A 23259-nucleotide genomic window follows, 5' to 3' on the forward strand; every position below is an offset into this window, starting at 1 on the left:
TCACCTGTTTTTATTTACCCTCTTAATCCATTCTGTATTTATTAAGATTCTCCTGCAATTTCCGACAAGATTTTATCGAAGCAAATACAAAATGTTTCTCTGTCTTCATTTGTAAAAGGTTTAGGACCTTTACCATAGTTTCCTTTACGGCGTTCTTTTGCTGCGACGTATCGATAATCGAGTGCGGTGACTATACTCTCTTCCCTGTAGGCTTTTCCCCTGGGAGAGATTGCATAAACTTTTTTCGGCAAGACCAAGCTTGCCAATCCAATATCCTGGGTTACCAGTACATCCTGGGGTCTGACATGGTTCATAATGTATAAGTCAGCCGCTTCTTTCGAACTATCGACATATACCCACCTGCCTTGGTCAGGTGTGTTCTTTCTATGGGCATGAGAAGCAACAAAAACAACTTCAAATCCATATACTCTGGTAATTTTAATGATTTCCTGTTTTACCGGGCAAGCATCTGCATCTACATAGACGATAGACTTATGTTCGCTCATACTAACTATTCTACATCACTCCGTATTATCCTTCTCTCTTTATGAACTTTCCTAGAGATTTGATTAAAATTGTCGAATTTTAATTGAGACGAGACTTGACATATCACAATAATTAGTTTATTCCTTAAGGGTTTAGTCTAAACCTATTTTAAATATTTTTATCACAATTTTTTATTATAGTATAATCGGACAGGTTTGACCACTATAAAAACTCAGGTAAATGAAACCTTTCTATGCTAATGTTTATATTCACCCAAAAAAAGAATGATTCTTCCACTTTATTCAGGGAAAGAATCATTCTTTTTTACTTAAAAGTTAATCGTTTGAGTGCTGATAGATATTGGTAATGACATTCGCTGTTTCTTCAACCGCTTTGTTCGTTACGTCGATCACATGACACCCGATCCGATCGGTGATTTTCTCGAAATATTTCAGCTCATCTTCGATCCGTTGAATATTCGCATAGCTCGCCTGATCGTTCAATCCCAATGATTTTAATCTTTCACGGCGGATTGTATTTAACTTCTCAGGGCTGATCTTTAATCCGAAACATTTCTTCGGAGAAACCATAAACAGTTCCTCTGGAGGATCGACTTCCGGTACGAGTGGTACATTGGCCACTTTAATTCTCTTCAGTGCAAGGTATTGTGATAATGGCGTTTTCGATGTTCTTGATACACCCACTAAGACAATATCCGCTCTAAGGATACCGCGAGGATCTCTGCCGTCGTCGTACTTAACGGCAAACTCAATGGCTTCTACTTTCTTAAAGTAATCATCATCCAACTTTCTTACCGTTCCTGGCTCGAACAATGGTTCCTTTTGGTAAACTGATTGATATTTATCCATTAATGGACCGATAATATCGAAAGCGTATAACTCTTCTCTTTCAGCTTCTTTTTTAATATACGCCCGCATATCCGGCTTTACCAGGGTGTAAACAATAAGCCCCTGGTTTAATTTCGCTAAGGAAATCACTTCGTCGATATGTTCCAGGTCCTCTACATACGGAAAGCGTTTAATGACCGTATTGGAACCATTGAATTGGCTAATCGCCGCTTTTGTGACTAGTTCAGCAGTTTCACCCACCGAGTCGGAAACAACATAGATGATCGGTTCTCTCACGATCGTTCACCACCTTCTAATATTCATCTGCTAATGCTACAAATGCTTTCGTGATATTGGTTTTCGTAATTCTGCCTATTACCTCTAAATCGCCTTTTTCTGTTTTCTTAATCACAGGAACAGAGTCAATTTGCTTATGAATCAAGTCTTTGGCTACGCCTATTAGCTGGTCATCTTTTTCACAGACGGTAATATTGGGCATTCTCGTCATAATAATATTCACCGGCAAGGTACTAAGTTCCTGCTTCCCGATGCTCGCTCTTAAAAGATCCTTACGAGATAGAACTCCAACTAAATACGTATTGGCATCGACTACAAATAATGTCCCTACGTCCTCCAGGAACATTGTAACAATGGCATCATACACAGAAACATTTTCATTTACCACTACAGGAATCGATTGATAATCCTTAACATATATTTTGTTAAGGTTTTCTGTCAACAGCTGCGTTCCTGTTTTCCCTGTATAGAAATATCCCACTCTGGGACGGGCATCAAGGTAACCCGCCATGGTTAGAATGGCTAGATCAGGTCTGAGAGTTGCCCTGGTCAAGTTTAATTGATCGGCGATTTGTTCACCAGTGATAGGTCCGTTGTCTTTAACTATTTGTAAGATATGTTCTTGACGCTTATTAAGTTCGATTGTTACTCACCACCTAACGAACAGACTATTTATGTTATACTTTATATGAAATATTATATACTATTTAATCGAAATGAAAAGAGCATATTATCATTCTATTGTGTCAACACTATATTTTAAATTTCACTTTACAAAGAGTATCTTTTTTTAAAACAAACTTCAAATCTTTTCTCTTCATGAGATCAATAGTTGTTTTTATTCAAGCATCATGATAAAATATCTTCATCTTACAACCAATAATGCTATGACGGATCGATAAGTACTTGCTGCACTCAAGCGACCAGGGAGGGTGAAAGCCTGGAAAGCAAGGAAACGGCAATCCCGAGCTATTTAAACTTTAAAAGTGGGTATACATGTATGACACGTATATCAACTAGGGTGGAACCGCGAGTATCAAGCTCGTCCCTAGGCCATGCGCCTAGGGACGAGCTTTTTTATTTTATTTACATACATGATGAAAAGGAGTGACTTTTATGTCAATGGAACAAGTAGTAAATTTAGCGAAGCATCGCGGATTTGTTTTCCCGGGTTCTGAAATTTACGGAGGACTTGCTAACACGTGGGATTACGGTCCATTAGGTGTAGAATTAAAAAACAATATTAAAAAAGCATGGTGGAAAAAATTCGTACAGGAGTCCCCTTACAACGTGGGTCTCGATGCAAGTATTTTAATGAATCCACAAACCTGGGTAGCCTCTGGTCACGTTGGAAACTTCAACGATCCAATGATCGACTGTAAGCAGTGTAAAACACGCCACCGTGCAGACAAAATCATTGAAAATGCCCTTGAAGAAAAAGGTATTGAAATGATAGTGGATGGACTTTCGTTTGAGAAAATGGAAGAAATCATCAAGGAGCACAGCATAGCGTGCCCGGATTGCGGAAGCCAGGACTTCACGGATATCCGTCAATTCGATTTAATGTTTAAAACTCACCAAGGCGTTACGGAATCTTCAACAAACGAAATCTATTTACGCCCTGAAACGGCTCAAGGAATCTTTGTCAACTTCAAAAATGTGCAGCGTTCCATGCGTAAGAAAATGCCATTTGGTATTGCACAAGTCGGAAAAAGCTTCCGTAATGAAATTACACCTGGTAACTTCACATTCAGAACACGTGAATTTGAACAAATGGAACTGGAATTCTTCTGTAAACCAGGCGAAGACCTCGAGTGGTTCTCTTACTGGCGTGAATTCTGTAAAAACTGGTTACTTAACCTGGGAATGAACGAAGATAACATGCGTTTACGCGATCATGATAAAGACGAATTATCCCATTACAGCAATGCAACTACGGATATTGAATACAAATTCCCATTCGGATGGGGAGAGCTTTGGGGCGTAGCAGATCGTACAGACTTTGATCTAAAGCGTCATATGGAACATTCCAATGAGGATTTCCATTACATGGATCCTCAAACAAACGAAAAGTATGTACCATACTGTATCGAACCGTCTCTCGGAGCAGACCGTGTAACTCTTGCGTTCCTGTGTGATGCCTTTGAAGAAGAGGAGCTTGAAAATGATTCACGTACAGTGCTTCGTTTCCATCCGGCACTGGCTCCATTCAAGGCTGCGGTACTGCCGCTTTCGAAGAAGTTGTCTGATGATGCATTCAAGGTGTATGAAGAATTATCACAGGATCTTATGATTGACTTCGACGAAACAGCATCAATCGGTAAACGCTACCGTCGTCAAGATGAAATCGGTACACCATTCTGTATCACATTTGACTTTGACTCCGTTGAAGATCGTCAAGTGACCGTGCGTGACCGTGACACAATGGATCAGGTAAGAATGCCTATCAGCGAAGTTAAAGCATTTTTACAGGGAAAAATTCAATTTTAAAACCTAAAGCGGAGGGGCTTTGCCCAGAGGCGACAAGCATAAGACGAACATACCGGAAAGGCGTTCTTTGCCTTTTTGGTATGTTTGACTTATGACCTCGAGCCTCTAAGCCCCGGAGCTTGCAGACACATAAAAAACAGGCCCATTCACATATCGTGAATGGGCCATTTCTATATAATCACAAGCAGCTTTATAAGCTAGAATAAGTCCTTTAGGTTATCCATTTGGTCGAGGAACCTTCTGGATTTTAATGTTAAACCTGAATTTTCATCGTAATAAGTCCTGATTACCCGCTTCAATTGAAGTTTTGTTTCATCTTTTACCGATATATTTCCCAATCGATTGAGATCAAAATAGTAAAATACCCTCAGAAGCTTCACAGTGCTTTGTGAGATCGGAAAATGATGAGGATCTTCACTTAGACAGCGATGACAGATGAATCCATTTTCTTTAAAGGAAAAGGCGAACTCACCATCAGCTTCCCCGCATACACTACATCCATTCAAATGAGGATACAGCCCCAATACCGGGAGCATCTTCATTTCAAATATGTGCATAAGAATCTCAGGATCATAGTCTTCATTTAAATAGTGAATGGTCTTGTAAAGCAATTCAAATAGAAATGGGTTCGGTTTCCGGTCCTCCGTCGCTTTGTCGAGAAGGTCGACGATGTAAGTGGCATAAGCCGTCTTAAACAAATCTTCCCTTACATGCCTTAACGATTCAACCATCTCTCCCTGTTGGAGAGTCCCCAGCCCACTTCCTTTAATAAAAAGGAAATAACCATATGTAAACAATTGTGAAATGGCGGATAGACGGCTATTAGGTTTCTTTGCCCCTCTAGCCATCAATCCAATCTTTCCGAATTCTCGTGTGTATATGGTAACAATTTTGTTCGACTCACCGTAATGATTCGTTCGAATAACGATTCCTTCACACTTCTGTAGCATATAGCCACCTCCCGATATCAATCCACCCGGGTGATGACAAACTTATCACGTTAAAGGAAAATCAACTTCCGCTGTTTCTTCTTCAAAGCTGTAAGGATCCTCAACCGTCTCCTTTTCAAGCTCCTTAAAAAGTAAATAGGTGTCTATACTTCCTGTCTGCGAAAAAAATTTCCATGTTAAGTCTAACATAAAAAACCCACCTTTCTGGATTTAAACTAGCAAGACTTCATAAGCTTTCTTGTGATTAGAATGAGCATTTTCTCTCTAAAAGATGTGGCCTAAATATTGTTAATTTAATCATCAATATTCGTCATCGCTAAAGCCAAAGTCACGAAGGGTGGAAGATCGGTTCCTCCAATCCTTTTGGACCTTCACCCATAGTTCAAGATAAACCTTTGATCCCAATAGGTTCTCAATGTCTACACGGGAACGCTTTCCAACTTCTTTAAGCATGGATCCCTGTTTTCCAATCACAATTCCTTTTTGTGAATCTCTCTCCACAATAATGGTGGCGATAACATCGATAAGATCCTTCTCTTGCTTTCTCTCCATTTTATCGATTACGACTGCAATACTGTGAGGGATCTCTTCCCTTGTCAGATGCAGGACCTTCTCACGAATGAGTTCTGAAACGATGAAACGTTCCGGATGGTCGGTAATTTGATCAGCCGGATAGAATTGAGGTCCTTCTGGTAATTGATCCTTTAATAGTTGCAAAAGATTATCTACGTTATTTCCTTCAAGTGCTGAAATCGGAACAGTCGCCGCGAAAGGAAACAGGTCATTGTATTGTTGAATCATTGGCAATAACGCATCTGGATGGATTTGGTCAATTTTATTCAGAATAAGGAAAACGGGTGTTTTTACCCCTTTTAACTTCTCAATAATGAAATGATCCCCTTTTCCTAATCCTTCTTCAACATTGACCATGAACAAAATGACGTCCACTTCTTTTAAAGTGTTCTGAGCAATCTTCATCATGAAGTCTCCCAGTTTGTGTTTCGGTTTGTGTATCCCTGGAGTGTCGATGAATATCATTTGTGCATCATCTGTCGTGTAAACTCCCTGAACTTTGTTTCGTGTTGTTTGAGGCTTATCACTCATAATCGCAATCTTTTGACCGATTACACGGTTCAGGAAAGTGGATTTCCCAACGTTCGGTCGTCCGATGATGGAGATGAAGCCTGATTTGTATTCTGTATTACTTCCAATATTACTCATTTAAATCCTCCGGTGAAAAAGCTCCTGGTAATAGTTCTGCAACGGTTAGTTCTTCCACATCGCCTTTAAGATTTGTCAGTACGACTTTCATTTCTTTCGGGCATAATTCCGAAATGACCTGACGACAGGCTCCACATGGTGGCACCGGTCTTGCCGTGTCTGCTACAACCGCAATCATTGAATAGTCTGTATCGCCTTCTGAGTAAGCTTTGAATAGAGCTGTTCGTTCGGCACAATTACACATGCTATAGGCTGCATTCTCGATATTACAACCGTGATAGACCTTACCATCCTTTGACAGAAGGGCCGCTCCCACCTTGAATTTACTATAGGGTACGTATGCTTTTTCTCTCGCTAGTTTAGCTTCTTGTATCAATTGTTCTGCATTCATTCGTTTAACTCTCCTTTTAACCCTTACACATTCATTTTACTACAATTTTCATAAAAGAAAATGGGCTGTTATCATTTTGTAATAAAATAGTTAGATAATTCAAACTATTTATTGATTTTGTCCTTTGCTCCACTTATTCTATACAAGTATAAGAACGTTTTCAAATGAATTAAAGGCTGCAAGAGAGAAATCGTTCAATTTCTCTCTTGCAGCCTTTGTTTTCCAGATATTCGTATCTTCTTTGCTTCCATCAAAGAGCAGAAATAAGCTCAAGTAGCTTTGGAAGAAATATAATGACACCAACAATCGCAGTACAGAACGCAAAGAGTAATACGGCAGCCGATGCAAGGTCCTTTGCCGCTTTCGCCAAGGGATGGTAGTCTGAAGTTGAAAGGTCCACAGCCTTTTCAATCGCTGTATTCATTGTTTCAAGTGCCAACACCGAAAACACCAATATGATCAGGATGATCCATTCCATGGCAGATACAGAAAGCATATACGCTAAGATAAAAACAATTATCCCTACACATGAGTGAATCCTGAAATTCTGCTCCGTGGCCCATACAGATTTAATCCCATCTACGGCATACTCAAAAGACTTCAAGAACCTGAATAGGCCAAACTTAGTCCCTTTTGAGTCCATATTCATCTAAAATATCCTTTTGTCTCTGAAACATTTTCTTTTCATCCATTGCTTCCATATGATCATAGCCCAATAAATGCAGGAAACCGTGAAGAGCAAGAAAACCCAGTTCACGGGAAAATGAATGATTATATTCTTCCGCCTGCTCTTTGGCTCGATCGATGGAAATGATAATATCACCGAGTACACGGGGAATTTGACCACCTACAATTTCAACTTCGTCCTCTCCCAATTCTTCAAGAGCAAAGGAAATCACATCTGTGGGCTGGTCCTTGTGGCGGTATTCACAATTGATTTCCTGGATTCTTTCGTTCGTCACAAACGTAACCGATACTTCGCTGTCATCTTCGACCTCTTCTTTTTTTGCTGCAAAGTTTAAGATGTTTTGCACCAAACTTGTTTCCTCTTCGGATAATTTTTCAGTTTCATCAATAAAGTCGATCAATAATGTCATGCTTCTTCTCCTTTTGCTTTAAGTTCCGGATATTCTATTCTCGGATGAAAGATTCCATTCAACGTCTCACAGAGAGACCTCTTGACTGTTTCCAATTGCTTCAATGAAATATCACATTCGTTAAACTGACCGTCCTGCAGGCGGTCTTGTACAATGGAATGAACAAGCTGTTGAATCTCTCCCTGAGTGGGAGATGTCTTCGATCTGACAGCCGCTTCTACACTATCTGCAATGCTAATAATGGCCGCTTCCCTTGTTTGTGGTTTAGGACCGGGATATCGATAATCTTCTTCCTTAACATCTTTCCCTTGTTCCTTTGCCTTATAATAAAAATATTTCAACAACGTCGTGCCATGATGCTGCTCGGCAATATCTACAATTTCCTTTGGCAACTTATGCTTACGCAGCATGTCGGCACCGTCTGAAGCATGACTTATAATAACATCCCTACTCGTCTCAGGCGAGACCCGATCATGGGGATTTTCCATATTTAGCTGATTTTCTATAAAAAAGTGTGGCCTCTTTGACTTTCCAACATCATGATAGTAGCATCCGACCCTCGCTAATAGTCCGTTTGCGCCAATGGATTCACATGCAGATTCTGCAAGATTCGCTACCATCACACTGTGATGATAAGTACCCGGCGCATCGGTCAGCAGCTTCTTTAATAATGGTTGTGTAGGGCTTGATAGCTCCACCAGCCTCATGGAAGAAAGTATGCCAAACCCGGCCTCGAAAAACGGAAGGAAACCGATTGTTAATATAGAGGAACCGATTCCTGATACCAGGGCAAACACGAGATAATACACATATTCGCTATTGGAATAAGAAGTACCGCTTAACAGAACTAAAAACGCCAGGATCAATATATTCACAAGAGCTACATAAATACCCGCTCTTAAAATATTCGAGCGCTGATTGCGGCTCACCAGGAAAAGAATCCCTGAAACTCCACTGAATAACGTATAAATAGCGATCTCTATATCGATTGAACCAGAGAACTGATGGTGAAAGACGATACTTGAGCAGGCTGATAGTATAAATATCATCATCATGGCAATCCGCTCATTCAATAAAATCCTCAGTATCATCCCCGTGAATGCAGCAGGTAATATAAAGGCAATATCATTGATCTCCATCTGGTCTATTAATCCCACAATCTTCATGATCAGCAGTGAAATCACAAATACGATACTTGTAAGGATTAAATAGTTCTGTTTTCGTTCTTCTGTTACTTCCAGGGTGTAGAAAAAGTAATACAGAGAACTGATTATGACAAGGACAAAGAGGGCTAGTCCAATATAGGGCTTGAAAGAGAACGTATTTTCTACCATCCCCATTGATTTCAGGATACTGTATACTTTCGGTGTAATCAGGTCTCCATCCTGTACAATGACTCCACCTTCAATGATTTCAACCTTTTGAACATTAACTTCAGCGAGTTTCTTCAACTCATCGGTTTTTTCTGCGTCGTAATACTGAGTAGGCTCAAGGGCAACATTTCCAAGCGCAACAGCCGCTGTAGTCAGATCACCTTTAAAACTATAGCTCGTGATCCTTTGTTCTAAATTGAATCTCGCTTCTTTTAACTCATCCTCTTTCACACCATTCTCCATAATGACTTTCAATTGAGTGGAAACGATCGTCTCCAATCGATCCAAGTCTTCTTCTGGTGCTTCTAAAAGGGTTTTTAATACTGAGTCATTCAAACCATTGGTCACATTATTATCTTTATCCTTTGGAAGCTTCCCTTTAAGCAGCTTTAGCTGCTCATTTATATCAGCCCCGGGAGAAGGCTTTAGATCCTCGGTTTCTTCATCCTTCGTTTCCGCCTTCACTTCTTTTACACTTTCAATGAGTGAGCGAAGAAGGGATATGGAGTTGTCGACGGCTCCTTCTTTCGTGGTATAGACATTCGCTACTTCAGCCTTTGCTTCTTCCCTCTTCTTCTCAGTAGCCTCATCATCAACGAATTTCTTAGGAGCCCTTATCGTTGTAGGAGCTTCTTCATACAAATTGATATCCAGGGTTTTTGGTTTTACGTTTCCATATAAAACCCCAAAAACAATAATACCAAGTAACACAAATAAGAGATTGGTAAAGAGTCGGTAGCTAAGAATGCTCCTTATTTTGAGTAAAAATGGGTGCGTTTGCATAAAGAACCCCCTGTTATGTAAGTACAATTTCAACCAGTTCAAGGTAAAGAGCTTACAAAAAAAGCACGAGTAAAAAATAATCCATCAATTATGTAAAATGATAACAGTTTTTTACTTAATTATCTATGTTAAACCCTATAAAAAAGATTGATCCTGCATGTGTCATCTCTGTTCAAGGATGACACACTGGATCAATCTCTTTATCGTATTACTTTTCTATTGTTTCATACGCATCGATTATTTTAGCGACCAATGGGTGACGAACCACATCCGCTTGATCAAGATAAATAAACGATACTCCTTTTACATCCTTTAATATTCTTTCAGAAGAAATTAATCCTGACTCGCTACCTCTTGGTAAATCCACTTGAGAGCGATCTCCAGTGATGATCATTTTCGAATCAAAGCCAAGTCTGGTTAAAAACATTTTCATTTGTGCTTTCGTTGTATTTTGGGCCTCATCCAATATGACAAACGCATCATCCAGTGTACGACCCCTCATATATGCCAGAGGAGCGATTTCAATGGTTCCTCTTTCAATCAATCGAGCTGTATGCTCGGCCCCCAGTACATCATGCAAGGCGTCATATAGGGGACGCAGATAAGGATCTACCTTTTCCTTTAAGTCACCTGGAAGGAAGCCCAGGCTCTCTCCTGCTTCAACAGCAGGGCGTGTAAGGATAATTTTTTTAACCTGCCCGTTTTTTAACGCATGTACTGCCATTACAACAGCCAGATAGGTTTTCCCCGTACCTGCAGGACCAATCCCAAACACCATATCGTGTTTCTTGATAGCGTGGATGTATTGGCGTTGCCCAAGAGTTTTCACCCTGATGGATTTACCTTTTGCATTTTTCGTAATTTCTTCATTGTACAAATCTGTAAAGTATTCAAGTGTGCCTTGTTTGCCCATTTCCAGTGCATAGTGAACATCTCTTTGGCCAATATTGATTCCTTTACGTATCACAGCTACGAGTCGATCTGAAACTTCAAGAGCGAGACTTACATCTTCTTCCTTACCTGAAACCAGCAATTCTTCGCCTCTTGTTACGATGGAAACGTGTAATTCCTGTTCTATTAATTTAAGGTGAGAATCTGAAACACCAAACAATGCGATGGCTTCGTTGGGGTTTTCAAGTTGTAATTTCATTAAGATTTCATCTGACATTCGTTAGTCTCCTTGAATAATTGGTTGTCCTACTGCAATGTTTTCTAATACTTTGAAGTGAATTGTTACCCTAACTTTACCATTCTCAACCTTTTCTTGCAAAATTTTTTCACCTGTGACTTCTGCATCCTCAGGGAGGCTGGATTCCAAATTACTTTTGGCCAGCTTCTTAGCAGCATCAATGGCTTCTGATTTTGTATACGTTCTCTCTACATCTTCTTTCTCTTTAAAGCTTTTATCAATATAATATATAGGCAGCTCCCATTTAAGAAAACGAAGGTTCTTTTTGTTCTCTTCCACGATGGACTCTTTGTACTCAACCTTGCCAAATCCCCAAATCGGAATATTGAAAGAACCGACTCCGACATAATGTTTTCTTTTTTCATTACCGCTAAAAACCACAAATCGGGATTTCAATGGAAGATCCACGTTTGATTTATACCATGTTTCCCCCAGGATTTTCGCCTTGGCCGAAACCCCTTTAGGATCTTTTTCATTCCCGATCAAACCCGATACGAGGAGCTGACCTTTGTTTACATAGTCATTGACGTTCACCTGGGGGTCTCCTTCTTCTACAAACATTTGAGTGATGATTGCTTTCTTCTTGGCTACAATATGCTGCAGACCAGATGATTCAGATGGTTCAGGGGCATTCTTCTCAACCACTTGGAAGTGAAAGGTTGTCCCTTGCAATTCCACCCCCACCCATGTAATATTGTTCATCCTGTAGGATAGCTCCCGTTGGATATTTTCCACATCCGGCAGGGAGAATTGCAGCTTTCCTTTCGACACTCCCATTTCTTCCAGCTCTTTTCTTATACTGTGCTCCGTTTGGGGTGATGCTCCTTTAATTTGAATGTCCCAAACCATATTGGAAAGCAGGAACACAATGACGAAGAAAGCAAGTCCACCTATCATGAACCCTGAGTTCTTCAGGGAACGCTTAAACAGAAATGGAACTCCCTGACCTCTTAGAAATGTCACTTTACACTCGGATGTCCGTACCGCTCTTCGGAAGTTATGTACATCTTCTAAAGATAAGTAAAAGGTGATGGTCTCCGTTCCAGCCCTCTTCACATTCCAAATCGTGATACCCGCCCGGAGCAATTGATTAATAACCCTCTCAATTAATCTGCCTTCCATTTTTACAAATACCTTTCCTCTCAAAAAGGTAAACCACTGGTTCTTCAAATCGGTCCCCCCTATTGTTCTAAATAGATCACTTCTACGATCTTCCCCTGAAGAAGAATTTCTTCAGGAAGAATCATCTTGATGACAAATTGCTCACCTTTTATTAAAAGTTGACCTTGTTTTAGCAGAAGCCGCACCTCTCGATCTGTGAACGTCAGCAGACCGCGATGGTTTTCTATATAGATATGAATTTGTCCAATCATTGTGACGCGAGGAAGGTCCATCATGACATCTTCAGGTAAATCCATCTTCTGTGTCATCCACTTACGCATTTGTTGTAAAAAGCTTTTCGCCATAAAAAAAGAACCCCCTTTCATCTCATATTTATGAAATGAAAAGGGGTTTCATCACTCTTATTTTTGATGATGGCGTTTTTTTGATCTCGGAGGTCCAAATACCTCTGAGAAGATAAATCCTTTTACGATATCATCTTCATTTTTGAAATCGATGTTGAGAGTTGACCTTTTCTCCCTTATTTTCTTTGCCCTTGTTTGATGAGCTTCCAGTCGGCGGGAATACCGCTCTTCTTTCTTTTGCAAGTCTGCATACGTTGATTCTGCTTCCTTCTTCTTTTCTTCAAAACGGGTTTGAATGGAAGAGGCTGCGTCTTTCAATGGTTCTTTGTATTCTCTTGGCACTCTGCTGCGTGCCGGTCTCTCTCTCTCCCTTTCTCTTCCTCTTTCATAAGGTTCGGAAGGAGGGGGAGACGCCGTTTGAATCGGTTTTTGCCTTACTGGTTTAGTAGAAGGCGACTCTTTCACTTTATTGAAAATCGACGTGATGAGCCCGATCAGTATGGCTATGATTAAAGGTTCCATGGAGAAAACTCCTTTCTCACAAGGGGAAATTACTTATCTTTAGAATTTTTCGGATCATTTTTATCCCCGGTTAGTTTCCCGATCGAGTCTCTCATATCCGTATCAGCGTCGATGTTCTTTAAGTTCATATAGTCCATCACTCCGATATTGCCTGATCTTAGTGCTTCAGCCATGGCAAGAGGTACTTCTGCTTCCGCTTCCACAACCTTCGCTCTCATTTCTTCTACTCTTGCTTTCATTTCCTGCTCATTGGCAACGGCCATTGCTCTTCTTTCTTCCGCTTTCGCTTGTGCAATGTTTTTATCAGCTTCTGCTTGCTCTGTTTGCAGTTCTGCTCCGATATTCTTGCCGATATCAACGTCCGCGATATCAATCGAGAGAATTTCGAATGCCGTACCTGCATCCAGTCCTTTTGAAAGGACCGTTTGAGAAATCAGATCTGGATTTTCCAACACCTTCTTGTGATTATCGGATGAACCGATTGTTGATACAATCCCTTCCCCTACACGGGCAACGATCGTCTCTTCCCCGGCACCCCCGACAAGGCGGTCAATATTTGCACGAACCGTAATACGCGCTTTGGCTTTCACTTCTATTCCATCCATTGCAACACCGGCAATAAACGGTGTTTCGATCACTTTAGGGTTAACGCTCATTTGAACCGCTTCAAGTACGTCACGACCAGCAAGGTCAATCGCCGCACAACGCTCAAAGGTTAGTTCAATATTCGCACGATGAGCCGCAATCAGTGCATTAACCACTCTGTCTACGTTACCACCAGCTAAATAGTGACTCTCCAGCTGATTGATCGTTACCGTGATTCCAGCTTTATGGGCTTTAATTAATGGATTGATCACACGACTCGGGATAACACGTCTCAACCTCATCCCCACTAGTGTGAAAATACTGATTCTTACTCCTGCTGCGATTGCAGAAATCCACAGCATGACTGGAACAAATGTAAATAAAACAGCTAAAACGATGATGCCCACCACGATCGCAACGAGCAGTAAAATCGTACTTGGTCCTATTACCATATCTTTTTACCTCCTAAAGTATTATGAAATGTCTCTTACAACAATCCTTGAACCTTCTACCTTCACTATCTTAACCTTTTCGCCTGCTTTGATAAAGCCGCCTTCTGTCACAGCATCGATTCTTTCATCATCCACGATCACGGTTCCAGATGGTCTTAAAGGAGTTTTGGTTACACCTTCTTTACCGATCAGCTCTAATCGATTGATGTTTGATACATATCCACTTTCTGTGCTTGTTGAATCTTTTAAAATGATTTTGTTAAATAATTTCATTTTTTTACCAAACACCTTTACAAATATAATCATTGTCACAACGGCAATAAGAATAGCGATAAGAAGAGAAATTCCCATTTGCACTACATCGCCCCCTGCCAGCATGATACTTGCGAGAATCGCCCCGATGCCAAGTCCGCCTGCAATGCCCCCCGGGAGGAAAAATTCCGCAACGATAAGGGCGATTCCAATGATAAAGAGGATGATGGTTTCGTAACCGGCAAGTCCTGCCACTAAGTGGCCATAAAAGAATAATAGAAGAGAAATCAACCCGATTGAACCGGCAATTCCAAAGCCTGGTGAATACAGTTCAACAATCAACCCAAGGCTCGCCAACGAAAGAAGGATTGGTACAACGACCGGATTTGTAATAAATCGGGCCAACTTCTCTGCAAAGGTCTCTTCGACATTTACAACCGAAGATTTATTGACACCAAGGGTTTCATATAATTCATCCAGATTTGCAACGGTTCCTTCAGAGTAGCCGACTTGCTTGGCTTCTTTTGAACCGAGAGTCAGCAGCTCTCCTTTTTCAATCCCCAATTCTTCGATCACTACCGATTCATCGGCCATGGCTAAAGCATATTGAGGATCTCTCCCATTTGATTCGGCGGCACTCTTCATGGCAGAAAGCCAGTAACTCTGAGCTTTCTTATCCGCTGCATTTCCCGCCTGATCAATCACGGCCGCAGAACCGATTTGAGCATTCGGAACCATATAGATCTCATCTGCATGAAGGGATATGAAGGCACCTGCCGATAAAGCATGATTATTCACAAAGGAAACCGTCTTTGTCTCCACGCCATCAAGGAGCTGACCAATATCACCCGCTGCCGTTACCAGACCACCGGGCGTATCAATATTAAATATAATAAGTTCAGCATTGTTTTCTTCTGCATCACTTATCGCCCTCTCCAAAAATGCATGAAGGCCTTTCTCGACTTCTTTGTGAATAGGAATAACGTATACTTTTTTTGTATTCTCAGCAGAGCTTAACAAGGGCTGTAAGAAACTAAACCCGAGAATCATCATGAAAAATATAAGTAGACCTCTTTTCAACGCAACCCCCTCGTTTCAGGTAATATTCCTTGATACTCTATGTACGTATGACCTATTAATATAGTTTCAACTTTTTTAAAAATATTATGTTATTGGGGCGGAAATTATTAATATAGTAAAAAAATTGAAAAATGTGGGTGGTTTTTGATGGGTTGACCTTAGATACGACTCGTTTGGGACTTTTCATTATGGTTTTTAGACACTTTATTATCGACTTTGGTCCTTTTATTATCGACTTTATCCATTTTATTATCAACTTTCGCATCCTTATTTTCAACCCTTATCGCTCCGGTATGAATATCCATTCAACAATAATAAAAAAACCGGAAAGCATCAAGGCTTCCCGGTTTTTCTAATCTTATGATAAATGTTGAAGAACAAGTTTGTTGACGAGAGCTCCATCGGCTTTCCCTTTTAATTTAGGCATGATTGCTCCCATCACTTTGCCCATGTCGGCTTTAGAAGTAGCACCTACCTCCGCTACTGTTTCTTGAACAATAGCAGAGACTTCTTCTTCTGAAAGCTGCTTCGGCATATATATTTCGACGTAAGTCAGTTCTGTTTGAATTTTTTCAACGAGGTCTTCGCGACCAGCGTTTTGAAATTCCTGGAGGGAGTCTTTCCGTTGCTTCACTTCTCGAGAAAGGACAGTCAACTCTTCGTCTTCAGAGAGTTCCTGATTCCCATGTTTAATCGCTTCATTTTGAAGTGAAGCTTTAAGCATACGAATAACAGAAAGCTTCTCTTTTTCTTTATTTTTCATCGCTTGTTTCATATCATCATTTAAACGATTGAGAAGACTCATACTTACACCCTCTCTTAGAACTTACGCTTTCTTGCAGCTTCTGATTTCTTTTTGCGTTTTACGCTTGGCTTTTCATAAAATTCGCGCTTTCTAAACTCTTGTAAAGTTCCTGTTTTAGAAACTGAGCGTTTGAAGCGACGAAGAGCATCTTCAAGCGATTCGTTTTTACGAACAACTGTTTTTGACATCTCTCTTTCCCTCCCTCCGAACACACTACACTTACATGTTAAAGTCAAGAAATGGTTTGTACCAATTTCTTCAGACGCAAGATGTAATCCCAGCGTCCTTTACTTCACCAATAGGTTATGGCTTTGCCCTTGGATCATTGTCACAAGGGGACAGAAAGTGTATGTCTTTCTTGGATGAATTCTTTATCTACATAAAGAAATCCATGTACTTTGCCATTATAATATATGATATGTAATAGGTCAACAATTTATCATAAAACACTCATATAATTAGGCATGTCTCACTCGTTCCTTCCATACATTTGTATTAAGCAGGCTGGTGTGTAGGAGGAATGAAATGATTTTACATGGAATCGCCTTTATTTTTTTTATCTTATGTTTTTTGCTTGGGATGACTTGGCTGCGGTCAGGACTTTTTAATATTGCGAATCAGAAGATAAAGAAATGGCTTCATTTTTTAACAAGCACTCCCACTAAGGGTGTTCTTACAGGAACGATTGTGACAGCCTTTATTCATAGCAGTTCTGCCGTTATGGTACTCACTGTGGGACTTGCTTCCTCTGGCTTGATACCGTTCAGACAGACCATTGGAATTATGCTCGGATCCAATATTGGAACAACGTTTACCCTTGAAATGTTCACACTGGATATGAATTATCTTATTGTCCCATCCATGATCATCGGATGCATCCTGTATTTCTTCCCCTCACCTTCCTTACGGAGTACGGGCATGATATTTATCGGGTTTGGATTGATCTTTACGTCGATCCGTGCGATCCAGTGGTTAGCTACTCCATTAACTTCTCACGAATCCTTGCGCACGTATATCACAGAAGTGAACGAGCATGTTGTCCTGGCACTCTTGATTGGTTGTATATTAACGGCGATCATTCAATCCAGTACCGTTGTGACAGGTGTGACGATGGGGTTTCTGGCTGCCGGCTCCATTGATCTTCATGCAGGAATCGCCATTATGCTCGGAGCAAATGTCGGTACGTGTATAACCGCCTTTATCGCAAGCATTGGTGGAGGTATCCAAGCAAAGCTGACGGCTTACGCTCACATATGGCTTAACGTTATCGGGGTCGCTCTTTTTATTCCTCTAATCCCATTACTCGGAACCGTGGTTCAATCTTTAGCGGGCTCTCCCGATTTACAATTAGCCCATGCCAGTGTCGTATTTAACATATTATGCTCGATCCTTGTTCTGCCGTTCACTAATCAATTTGCACGTTTCATTGAAAGAATTCACCATCCAAAAAAAAGCTGAACGAGGTATGATAACCTCGATCAGCTTTTTTTATTAATAGTCAGAGTCACTTGTTAAGCCTTGTACGATTTTCACACCAGAGCTCGCTCCCAGACGAGTAGCTCCAGCTTCAATCATCGCTTGTGCATCCTCAGCAGAGCGTACGCCACCTGAAGCTTTCACACCGATTTCAGGTCCAACCGTTTTTCTCATAAGAGCGATATCTTCCACAGTCGCTCCTCCAGTAGAGAAACCTGTAGATGTTTTCACATAATCTGCTCCAGCTTCTACAGCCAATTGGCAGGCCTTCACTTTTTCTTCGTCCGTCAGTAGGCACGTTTCGATGATTACTTTTGAAAGTGCTTTACCTTTAGATGCTGCCACAACAGCTTCGATATCGCGCTTAACCAGTTCATGGTCGCCACTTTTTAATGCGCCGATATTGATGACCATATCTACCTCTGTTGCTCCCTTTTCGATTGCATCTTTTGTTTCGAATGCTTTCGTTTCAGGTGTAGAAGCTCCCAGTGGGAAACCGATAACTGTACACACTTTTACTTCAGTACCGCTTAATAATTCGCTTGAATATTGAACCCATGTTGGGTTAACGCACACAGAAGCAAACTTGAATTCTTTTGCTTCCTGGCAAAGTACTTCTACTTGGTCTTTCGTTGATTCAGGTTTAAGTAAAGTATGATCAATCATACTTGCAATGTTCGTAGTCATTCATTATCTCTCCTTTAACAGTTGTCCGTACCTCTCCTATCATATCAAATCAAAGAGAAAAAGACGAGCATTTCTTCATAGCATCTCCAAAAAAAGAAAACCTTTTCATTTTTTAATTCTCTTTTAACAAAGTTTGTTGTTTTCTAACATAAAGTCTGCCAAGGTGCAAGGTGCTCCGTCAACCAGTGTGTGCTTAGATGGTGAGGGGAACCGCTTCGCTTTCCGCGGACGTACGGCCGTTCTTCCGCAGGAGTCTACGCAGTTCCCCTCACCATCTATAAGAAATATTCGTGTCAGAGCTTATAGGGACAAAAAAACAATCTTAAGAAAACAGAATTACACAAGAGGAAATCGACCACTACTCTCTTTAAATGAGGTTGTTTTCCAAAGAAATTTATATTGATTTTATTAGAATTACTTCAAGTTGAAAAAGTTGATTAGATTTATCAGTGACCTTCTTCTTGCGTTTCGATGTCCTTCTTGGTTTTAATCCAAAGCAACCGTAAATTCAACCCAAGTCCGTCTATCTATATTATTAGGCATTCAGAATGTAGAAGAACAAAGTGGATTGTAGCGGAAGGCACTTGACTCCTGCGGGATATAGAGGAAAGGTCGAGACCCCACAGACGGAACGTCGAGGAGGCTCGACTTCCTCCCCGCGGAAAGCAAGTGCCTGGAGCGGAAAGGAACGGTCTAAGTTTTGATCACTCTACCTGTTTCCTTCTCTTAAATAACAACAATTTTTAAGAATAGAGCCAATGAAAAACAACCCCGGTATTCAATCACCAGGGTTGCAATCCTCATTATTTCAAACGATACACTCTCGCCTCATATGGCTTAAGAGTTAACTTGCTTACATTTTCATGGCTGTCTACATCATAGTTATTCAGTAAAAGGTCCGATGAAGATACTTCTAAGTCTTTAAGGTCACAAACGGTGTTCTTGGTGGAAAGGTTTGTGATCACGATCATGGATTGATCTTCACCTGTGCGGGTATACGCATAAATTTGCTTGTCTTTTTCAAGTAGCAGGTCATAGATTCCGTACGTGAAGACATCTTCATTTTTCTTTAATTGGATCATCTTTTTGTAGAAATTCAGGATGGATTTTTCATCCTTTTCCTGAGCTTTTACATTGATTGTTTTATAGTTTGGATTCACTTTCATCCAAGGTGTTCCGCTAGTAAACCCGCTGTTTTCACCGTCTGACCATTGCATTGGCGTTCTGCTGTTGTCACGGGATGATGCCCAGATGATTTCCATAATATCCTTATGAGATACGCCTTCTTCACGCTTAAGACGATATAAATTCTTGACTGCTACATCATCATAATCTTCAATGGAAGGAAATTGAACATTCGTCATGCCAATTTCTTGTCCCTGGTAAATGAACGGTGTTCCCTGCATTAAGAAATACATGGTTGCCATAGCTGTGGCACTTTCTTTCCAGTATTCTTTGTCGTTCCCCCAAGTGGACACAACGCGGGGTTTATCATGATTTTCAATGAATAGTGCATTCCAGCCGTTGCCTTCAAGTCCTTTTTGCCAACGCGAGAGCACCTTTTTCAATTCGACGATGTCCAGGTCAGGATTTGTTTCAGCGTCCCATAAACCTAGATGTTCGAATTGGAAGATCATATCCATTTTACCGTTTTCTTTACCAACCCATAGTTCTGCTTCATCAGCCTTCACGCCATTCGCTTCTCCTACAGACATGACATCATAATTTCCATACGTCCGATCTTTGAATTCTTGAAGGAACGTATGAATCCCTTTTTGGTTCATATGCATATCGAAAGAAGAAACGTATTTTTGCTTTTTCGGATTTGGCATATCAGGAAGACCCGGACGTTTCTTAATATGGCTGATGGCATCGATTCTAAAGCCATCGATTCCTTTATCAAGCCACCAGTTGACAGTATCATAAAGAGCATCGCGCACTTCTTCATTTTCCCAGTTCAAATCAGGCTGCTTCGTAGAGAATACGTGAAGGAAATATTGATCTGTTTCTTCGTCATACTTCCATGCCGACCCTCCAAAGATGCTCTCCCAGTTATTCGGCTCCTTGCCTTTGACCCCATCTCTCCAAATATACCAATCACGTTTTGGATTGTCTTTAGAACTCTTAGACTCAATAAACCATGGATGTTCGTCACTTGTATGGTTAAGCACAAGATCGATGATCAGCTTCATATCTCTCTTATGGACCTCTTTAAGGAGTTGATCGAAGTCTTCCATCGTACCGAAATCCTCCATGATATCCTGATAATCTGAAATATCATATCCATTATCATCATTAGGTGATTTGTACATTGGACAAATCCAGATCACATCGATACCTAATTCTTTAATATAATCCAAACGTTGAATCACGCCCTGTAAGTCGCCAATTCCGTCTCCGTTTGAATCCTGAAAACTTCTAGGATAGATTTGATAGCCTACCGCTTCTTTACGCCATGCCTTTTTCATCGTAACACCTCATCAAAGTATAGTAAGATACAAACGCTTACATTTAATGCAATCGTTTGCACTATTAGTTTAAAAAAAAGAACCATTTCATTTAATATATTGACATTAATAGTTTACAACCTTCTTCTTCACTTATCAATAGATAAATTGATTCTAAGCAAAAAAAAGAAAGTGGTTACAAAGTATTATTGTGCAAAAACAAAAAAGCACCCAACCATTGTCAGGTGCCTTGATCGTTAAATTGCGGCTTTTTCTTCTGTTTCTTCAAGTACACGTACAAATTGACCTTCGTTTAAAGGATAGCCTGCTTTCGCGATTTTCACTTTCACAAGCTTTCCTACCATGTCTTCCGTTGCAGGGAAAACCACTTTCAAGTAATTATCCGTGTATCCAACATAGAGATCATCTTGGTAAATTTCTTCAGGGATAACCTCTAATACTTCATTTTCAAACTGAGAAGCGTATTCTTTCGCTAATTGATTCGAAAGTTCAATCAAACGATGAACTCGTTCGTTCTTGATATCTTCATCGATTTGGTCGTCCATACGTGCTGCAGGTGTACCTGTTCGCTTCGAGTATGGGAACACATGAAGCTCTGAGAATTTATGTTCATTGATGAAGTTATATGTTTCCATAAATTCTTCTTCCGTTTCACCAGGGAAACCGACAATGACATCAGATGTAACTGCAAGACCCGGTAAAGCCTTTTTAAGCTTTTCCAAGCGCTCTGCAAAGAATTCCATCGTATACTTTCTGCGCATTCTCTTAAGGACCGTATTGGATCCTGATTGAAGTGGAATGTGTAAGTGTCTGACAACAATATTGGATTGATCAATCACTTCAATGACTTCATCCGTCAGTTGACTGGCTTCGATGGAAGAGATACGAATTCTTTTCAGACCCTTCACTTTTTGCTCCAAGTCTTTAAGAAGCATGGCAAGGTTGTAGTCTTTCATGTCCTCTCCGTATCCACCTGTGTGAATTCCTGTCAGGACAATCTCTTTATACCCTGCATCCACAAGCTGTTGAGCTTGATGAATCACTTCTTCAGGGTCACGGGATCTCATAAGTCCACGAGCCCATGGAATAATACAGAATGTACAGAAGTTATTGCACCCTTCCTGGATTTTAAGAGAGGCACGAGTACGATCCGTGAATGCCGGAACATCCAGCTCTTCATATACACGATTTTTCATAATGTTTGTAACACCATTGATTGGTTGGCGTTCTTGTTTATATTCTTCAATGTACGTTAACATTTTTCTTCGGTCTTGGGTACCAACCACGACATCAACGCCCGGAATCGCCATAATTTCGGCAGGGGATGTTTGAGCGTAGCACCCTGTTACACAAATCACACCGTCAGGGTTCTTACGGATGGCACGACGAATGACCTGTCTGCTTTTCTTATCCCCTGTATTCGTTACCGTGCATGTGTTAATGACATATACATCTGCGATCGAATCATATTCTACACGTTCGTATCCTTCTTCTTTAAATAGTTGCCAAATGGCTTCTGTTTCGTAGTGGTTCACTTTACACCCTAGAGTGTGAAACGCTACTGATGGCATTACAATCACCTCATAAGTTCTAATTGATAGCTGATGGCTGATAGGACATACAATGGAGCAGTCTCCGTCCGTAAGATTCTGGGACCTAAACCACAGGAAATAAATCCTGCGCTCTTACACATCTCTACTTCTTTTTCCGTTAATCCACCTTCAGGACCGAATACGACCAGGACACTTTGTCCATTCTCAATCGTCGATAACACCTTTGAAAGATTTCCTTTTTCTCCAGCTCTTGCTTCTTCTTCATAAGCGATCAGTTTGAAATCAAACTGCGCCTGTATTAATTGTTTCAATGAAATGGGTGCAGATACATCGGGAACAAGGAGTCTATGAGACTGTTCAGCTGCTTCCTTGACGATTTTCTCCCATCGCTCTACCTTTTTCCTTGCTTTCTTATCGTCCCACTTCACAATGGAGCGATCCGCATTAAAAGGGATAAATTGAGTGGCTCCAAGCTCTGTTCCCTTTTGGAAAATCAACTCCAATTTATCCCCTTTCGGCAGTCCGCTCGCAATGGTTACTTTAATTGGTAATTCTTTCGTCGTTGTTTCCCATTTTACTATTGATAGTTCTACTGCGTCACTGGAAATCGTTTCAATACGGGCAAGCGCTGATGCTTGATCCTTGAAAACAGCAAATACTTCATCATCTTCCTTCATTCTCATGACACGAACAATATGATGATAGTCATCCCCTGTTATCGTAATCGGATCATTTTCTCGATATATGTCATCTATAAAATATCGTTGCATACAGTTTCAACTCCACCG

Annotated in this window: 23 protein-coding genes and 1 pseudogene; 2 read left to right on the forward strand and 22 right to left on the reverse strand. The window is 40.6% G+C overall.

The window, feature by feature from the left end; all coding sequences use genetic code 11:
* Positions 1 to 41: 41 nt before the first annotated feature.
* The 3 genes from AAEM60_RS15450 to AAEM60_RS15460 form a co-directional block, all read right to left on the reverse strand.
* Positions 42 to 506 (reverse strand): YaiI/YqxD family protein, encoded by a 465-nt coding sequence (locus tag AAEM60_RS15450; protein ID WP_299738475.1) that lies wholly within the window; start codon positions 504 to 506, stop codon positions 42 to 44.
* A gap of 315 nt (positions 507 to 821) precedes the next feature.
* Positions 822 to 1634, reverse strand: coding sequence for a pyruvate, water dikinase regulatory protein (locus tag AAEM60_RS15455; RefSeq protein WP_299739618.1), 813 nt, complete (start codon positions 1632 to 1634; stop codon positions 822 to 824).
* Between the two features lie 13 nt (positions 1635 to 1647).
* Entirely contained in the window at positions 1648 to 2274 is a 627-nt protein-coding gene (locus AAEM60_RS15460) for a helix-turn-helix transcriptional regulator (protein ID WP_044339617.1), read from the reverse strand.
* Between the two features lie 473 nt (positions 2275 to 2747).
* Here AAEM60_RS15460 and AAEM60_RS15465 point away from each other — a divergent pair, with 473 nt between their 5' ends.
* Positions 2748 to 4121 (forward strand): glycine--tRNA ligase, encoded by a 1374-nt coding sequence (locus tag AAEM60_RS15465; RefSeq protein ID WP_299738477.1) that lies wholly within the window; start codon positions 2748 to 2750, stop codon positions 4119 to 4121.
* A gap of 197 nt (positions 4122 to 4318) precedes the next feature.
* On the opposite strand, the gene recO is transcribed toward AAEM60_RS15465, so the two are convergent.
* The 15 genes and pseudogenes from recO to rpsU form a co-directional block, all read right to left on the reverse strand.
* The gene (recO, locus tag AAEM60_RS15470) at positions 4319 to 5071 is read right to left on the reverse strand and encodes a DNA repair protein RecO (RefSeq protein WP_299738479.1); all 753 of its coding nucleotides are present in this window, start codon (positions 5069 to 5071) and stop codon (positions 4319 to 4321) included.
* Between the two features lie 45 nt (positions 5072 to 5116).
* The gene (locus AAEM60_RS15475) at positions 5117 to 5260 is read right to left on the reverse strand and encodes a YqzL family protein (protein WP_341356603.1); all 144 of its coding nucleotides are present in this window, start codon (positions 5258 to 5260) and stop codon (positions 5117 to 5119) included.
* Between the two features lie 111 nt (positions 5261 to 5371).
* Positions 5372 to 6292, reverse strand: a complete 921-nt coding sequence (era, locus tag AAEM60_RS15480) for a GTPase Era (RefSeq protein ID WP_044339614.1) — start codon at positions 6290 to 6292, stop codon at positions 5372 to 5374.
* Positions 6285 to 6695: pseudogene (locus AAEM60_RS15485) on the reverse strand (cytidine deaminase); the annotation flags it as partial. The gene era and the pseudogene AAEM60_RS15485, both read right to left, overlap by 8 nt.
* Before the next feature lie 238 nt (positions 6696 to 6933).
* The gene (locus AAEM60_RS15490; RefSeq protein ID WP_299738490.1) at positions 6934 to 7332 is read right to left on the reverse strand and encodes a diacylglycerol kinase family protein; all 399 of its coding nucleotides are present in this window, start codon (positions 7330 to 7332) and stop codon (positions 6934 to 6936) included.
* Positions 7307 to 7780, reverse strand: a complete 474-nt coding sequence (ybeY, locus tag AAEM60_RS15495) for an rRNA maturation RNase YbeY (protein WP_341356604.1) — start codon at positions 7778 to 7780, stop codon at positions 7307 to 7309. The genes AAEM60_RS15490 and ybeY overlap by 26 nt, the downstream gene beginning before the upstream one ends.
* On the reverse strand, positions 7777 to 9936 hold the full coding sequence (locus tag AAEM60_RS15500) for an HD family phosphohydrolase (protein WP_299738494.1): 2160 nt from the start codon (positions 9934 to 9936) through the stop codon (positions 7777 to 7779). Before AAEM60_RS15500 ends, ybeY begins: the two co-directional genes overlap by 4 nt.
* Positions 9937 to 10144: 208 nt before the next feature.
* Positions 10145 to 11104 carry a PhoH family protein gene (locus AAEM60_RS15505; protein WP_299738496.1) on the reverse strand — a complete coding sequence of 320 codons (960 nt, stop codon included), beginning with the start codon at positions 11102 to 11104 and terminating at the stop codon, positions 10145 to 10147.
* Between the two features lie 3 nt (positions 11105 to 11107).
* Entirely contained in the window at positions 11108 to 12295 is a 1188-nt protein-coding gene (gene yqfD / locus AAEM60_RS15510; RefSeq protein ID WP_299738497.1) for a sporulation protein YqfD, read from the reverse strand.
* Positions 12296 to 12306: 11 nt separating this feature from the next.
* Positions 12307 to 12591: a sporulation protein YqfC gene (gene yqfC, locus AAEM60_RS15515; protein WP_034757499.1), complete on the reverse strand. Its 285-nt coding sequence runs from the start codon at positions 12589 to 12591 to the stop codon at positions 12307 to 12309.
* Between the two features lie 57 nt (positions 12592 to 12648).
* Positions 12649 to 13113 carry a hypothetical protein gene (locus tag AAEM60_RS15520; protein ID WP_299738501.1) on the reverse strand — a complete coding sequence of 155 codons (465 nt, stop codon included), beginning with the start codon at positions 13111 to 13113 and terminating at the stop codon, positions 12649 to 12651.
* Positions 13114 to 13142: 29 nt separating this feature from the next.
* Positions 13143 to 14144 carry a flotillin-like protein FloA gene (gene floA / locus AAEM60_RS15525; protein WP_299739623.1) on the reverse strand — a complete coding sequence of 334 codons (1002 nt, stop codon included), beginning with the start codon at positions 14142 to 14144 and terminating at the stop codon, positions 13143 to 13145.
* A 27-nt stretch (positions 14145 to 14171) separates the two neighbouring features.
* A complete protein-coding gene (locus AAEM60_RS15530) occupies positions 14172 to 15455 on the reverse strand; it encodes a nodulation protein NfeD (protein ID WP_299739625.1) in 1284 nt (427 codons plus the stop codon).
* A 385-nt stretch (positions 15456 to 15840) separates the two neighbouring features.
* Positions 15841 to 16287 (reverse strand): GatB/YqeY domain-containing protein, encoded by a 447-nt coding sequence (locus AAEM60_RS15535; protein ID WP_299738503.1) that lies wholly within the window; start codon positions 16285 to 16287, stop codon positions 15841 to 15843.
* A gap of 14 nt (positions 16288 to 16301) precedes the next feature.
* Positions 16302 to 16475 carry a 30S ribosomal protein S21 gene (rpsU, locus tag AAEM60_RS15540; RefSeq protein WP_032087602.1) on the reverse strand — a complete coding sequence of 58 codons (174 nt, stop codon included), beginning with the start codon at positions 16473 to 16475 and terminating at the stop codon, positions 16302 to 16304.
* 337 nt (positions 16476 to 16812) lie between these two features.
* On the opposite strand from rpsU, the gene AAEM60_RS15545 reads away from it, so the two are divergent.
* On the forward strand, positions 16813 to 17745 hold the full coding sequence (locus AAEM60_RS15545) for a Na/Pi symporter (RefSeq protein WP_299738516.1): 933 nt from the start codon (positions 16813 to 16815) through the stop codon (positions 17743 to 17745).
* Between the two features lie 33 nt (positions 17746 to 17778).
* Here AAEM60_RS15545 and deoC read toward each other — a convergent pair whose 3' ends face one another.
* The 4 genes from deoC to AAEM60_RS15565 form a co-directional block, all read right to left on the reverse strand.
* Positions 17779 to 18450 (reverse strand): deoxyribose-phosphate aldolase, encoded by a 672-nt coding sequence (gene deoC, locus AAEM60_RS15550; protein ID WP_044339604.1) that lies wholly within the window; start codon positions 18448 to 18450, stop codon positions 17779 to 17781.
* Positions 18451 to 19253: 803 nt separating this feature from the next.
* Positions 19254 to 20918 (reverse strand): alpha-glucosidase, encoded by a 1665-nt coding sequence (locus AAEM60_RS15555; protein ID WP_299738518.1) that lies wholly within the window; start codon positions 20916 to 20918, stop codon positions 19254 to 19256.
* A gap of 236 nt (positions 20919 to 21154) precedes the next feature.
* Entirely contained in the window at positions 21155 to 22489 is a 1335-nt protein-coding gene (gene mtaB, locus AAEM60_RS15560; RefSeq protein ID WP_299738520.1) for a tRNA (N(6)-L-threonylcarbamoyladenosine(37)-C(2))-methylthiotransferase MtaB, read from the reverse strand.
* Positions 22490 to 22494: 5 nt separating this feature from the next.
* Complete coding sequence (locus tag AAEM60_RS15565) at positions 22495 to 23241, reverse strand: 16S rRNA (uracil(1498)-N(3))-methyltransferase (protein ID WP_299738522.1); 747 nt, start codon at positions 23239 to 23241, stop codon at positions 22495 to 22497.
* Positions 23242 to 23259 lie beyond the last annotated feature (18 nt).

Origin of the sequence: Rossellomorea sp. y25, assembly GCF_038049935.1 — a bacterium.
In the GTDB taxonomy this organism is placed as follows: Bacteria; Bacillota; Bacilli; order Bacillales; family Bacillaceae_B; genus Rossellomorea.

What these genes read in the sequence shown, in the direction of transcription:
- AAEM60_RS15465 (WP_299738477.1), top strand. Translation starts at nt 2,748, where the DNA reads ATGTCAATGGAACAAGTAGTAAATTTAGCGAAGCATCGCGGATTTGTT.
- AAEM60_RS15565 (WP_299738522.1), bottom strand. Translation starts at nt 23,241, where the DNA reads ATGCAACGATATTTTATAGATGACATATATCGAGAAAATGATCCGATT.
- AAEM60_RS15505 (WP_299738496.1), bottom strand. Translation starts at nt 11,104, where the DNA reads ATGTCAGATGAAATCTTAATGAAATTACAACTTGAAAACCCCAACGAA.
- AAEM60_RS15535 (WP_299738503.1), bottom strand. Translation starts at nt 16,287, where the DNA reads ATGAGTCTTCTCAATCGTTTAAATGATGATATGAAACAAGCGATGAAA.
- yqfC (WP_034757499.1), bottom strand. Translation starts at nt 12,591, where the DNA reads ATGGCGAAAAGCTTTTTACAACAAATGCGTAAGTGGATGACACAGAAG.
- AAEM60_RS15490 (WP_299738490.1), bottom strand. Translation starts at nt 7,332, where the DNA reads ATGAATATGGACTCAAAAGGGACTAAGTTTGGCCTATTCAGGTTCTTG.
- AAEM60_RS15530 (WP_299739625.1), bottom strand. Translation starts at nt 15,455, where the DNA reads ATGATGATTCTCGGGTTTAGTTTCTTACAGCCCTTGTTAAGCTCTGCT.
- AAEM60_RS15475 (WP_341356603.1), bottom strand. Translation starts at nt 5,260, where the DNA reads ATGTTAGACTTAACATGGAAATTTTTTTCGCAGACAGGAAGTATAGAC.
- era (WP_044339614.1), bottom strand. Translation starts at nt 6,292, where the DNA reads ATGAGTAATATTGGAAGTAATACAGAATACAAATCAGGCTTCATCTCC.
- AAEM60_RS15500 (WP_299738494.1), bottom strand. Translation starts at nt 9,936, where the DNA reads ATGCAAACGCACCCATTTTTACTCAAAATAAGGAGCATTCTTAGCTAC.
- AAEM60_RS15520 (WP_299738501.1), bottom strand. Translation starts at nt 13,113, where the DNA reads ATGGAACCTTTAATCATAGCCATACTGATCGGGCTCATCACGTCGATT.
- deoC (WP_044339604.1), bottom strand. Translation starts at nt 18,450, where the DNA reads ATGACTACGAACATTGCAAGTATGATTGATCATACTTTACTTAAACCT.
- mtaB (WP_299738520.1), bottom strand. Translation starts at nt 22,489, where the DNA reads ATGCCATCAGTAGCGTTTCACACTCTAGGGTGTAAAGTGAACCACTAC.
- recO (WP_299738479.1), bottom strand. Translation starts at nt 5,071, where the DNA reads ATGCTACAGAAGTGTGAAGGAATCGTTATTCGAACGAATCATTACGGT.
- ybeY (WP_341356604.1), bottom strand. Translation starts at nt 7,780, where the DNA reads ATGACATTATTGATCGACTTTATTGATGAAACTGAAAAATTATCCGAA.
- AAEM60_RS15545 (WP_299738516.1), top strand. Translation starts at nt 16,813, where the DNA reads ATGATTTTACATGGAATCGCCTTTATTTTTTTTATCTTATGTTTTTTG.
- AAEM60_RS15450 (WP_299738475.1), bottom strand. Translation starts at nt 506, where the DNA reads ATGAGCGAACATAAGTCTATCGTCTATGTAGATGCAGATGCTTGCCCG.
- AAEM60_RS15555 (WP_299738518.1), bottom strand. Translation starts at nt 20,918, where the DNA reads ATGAAAAAGGCATGGCGTAAAGAAGCGGTAGGCTATCAAATCTATCCT.
- rpsU (WP_032087602.1), bottom strand. Translation starts at nt 16,475, where the DNA reads ATGTCAAAAACAGTTGTTCGTAAAAACGAATCGCTTGAAGATGCTCTT.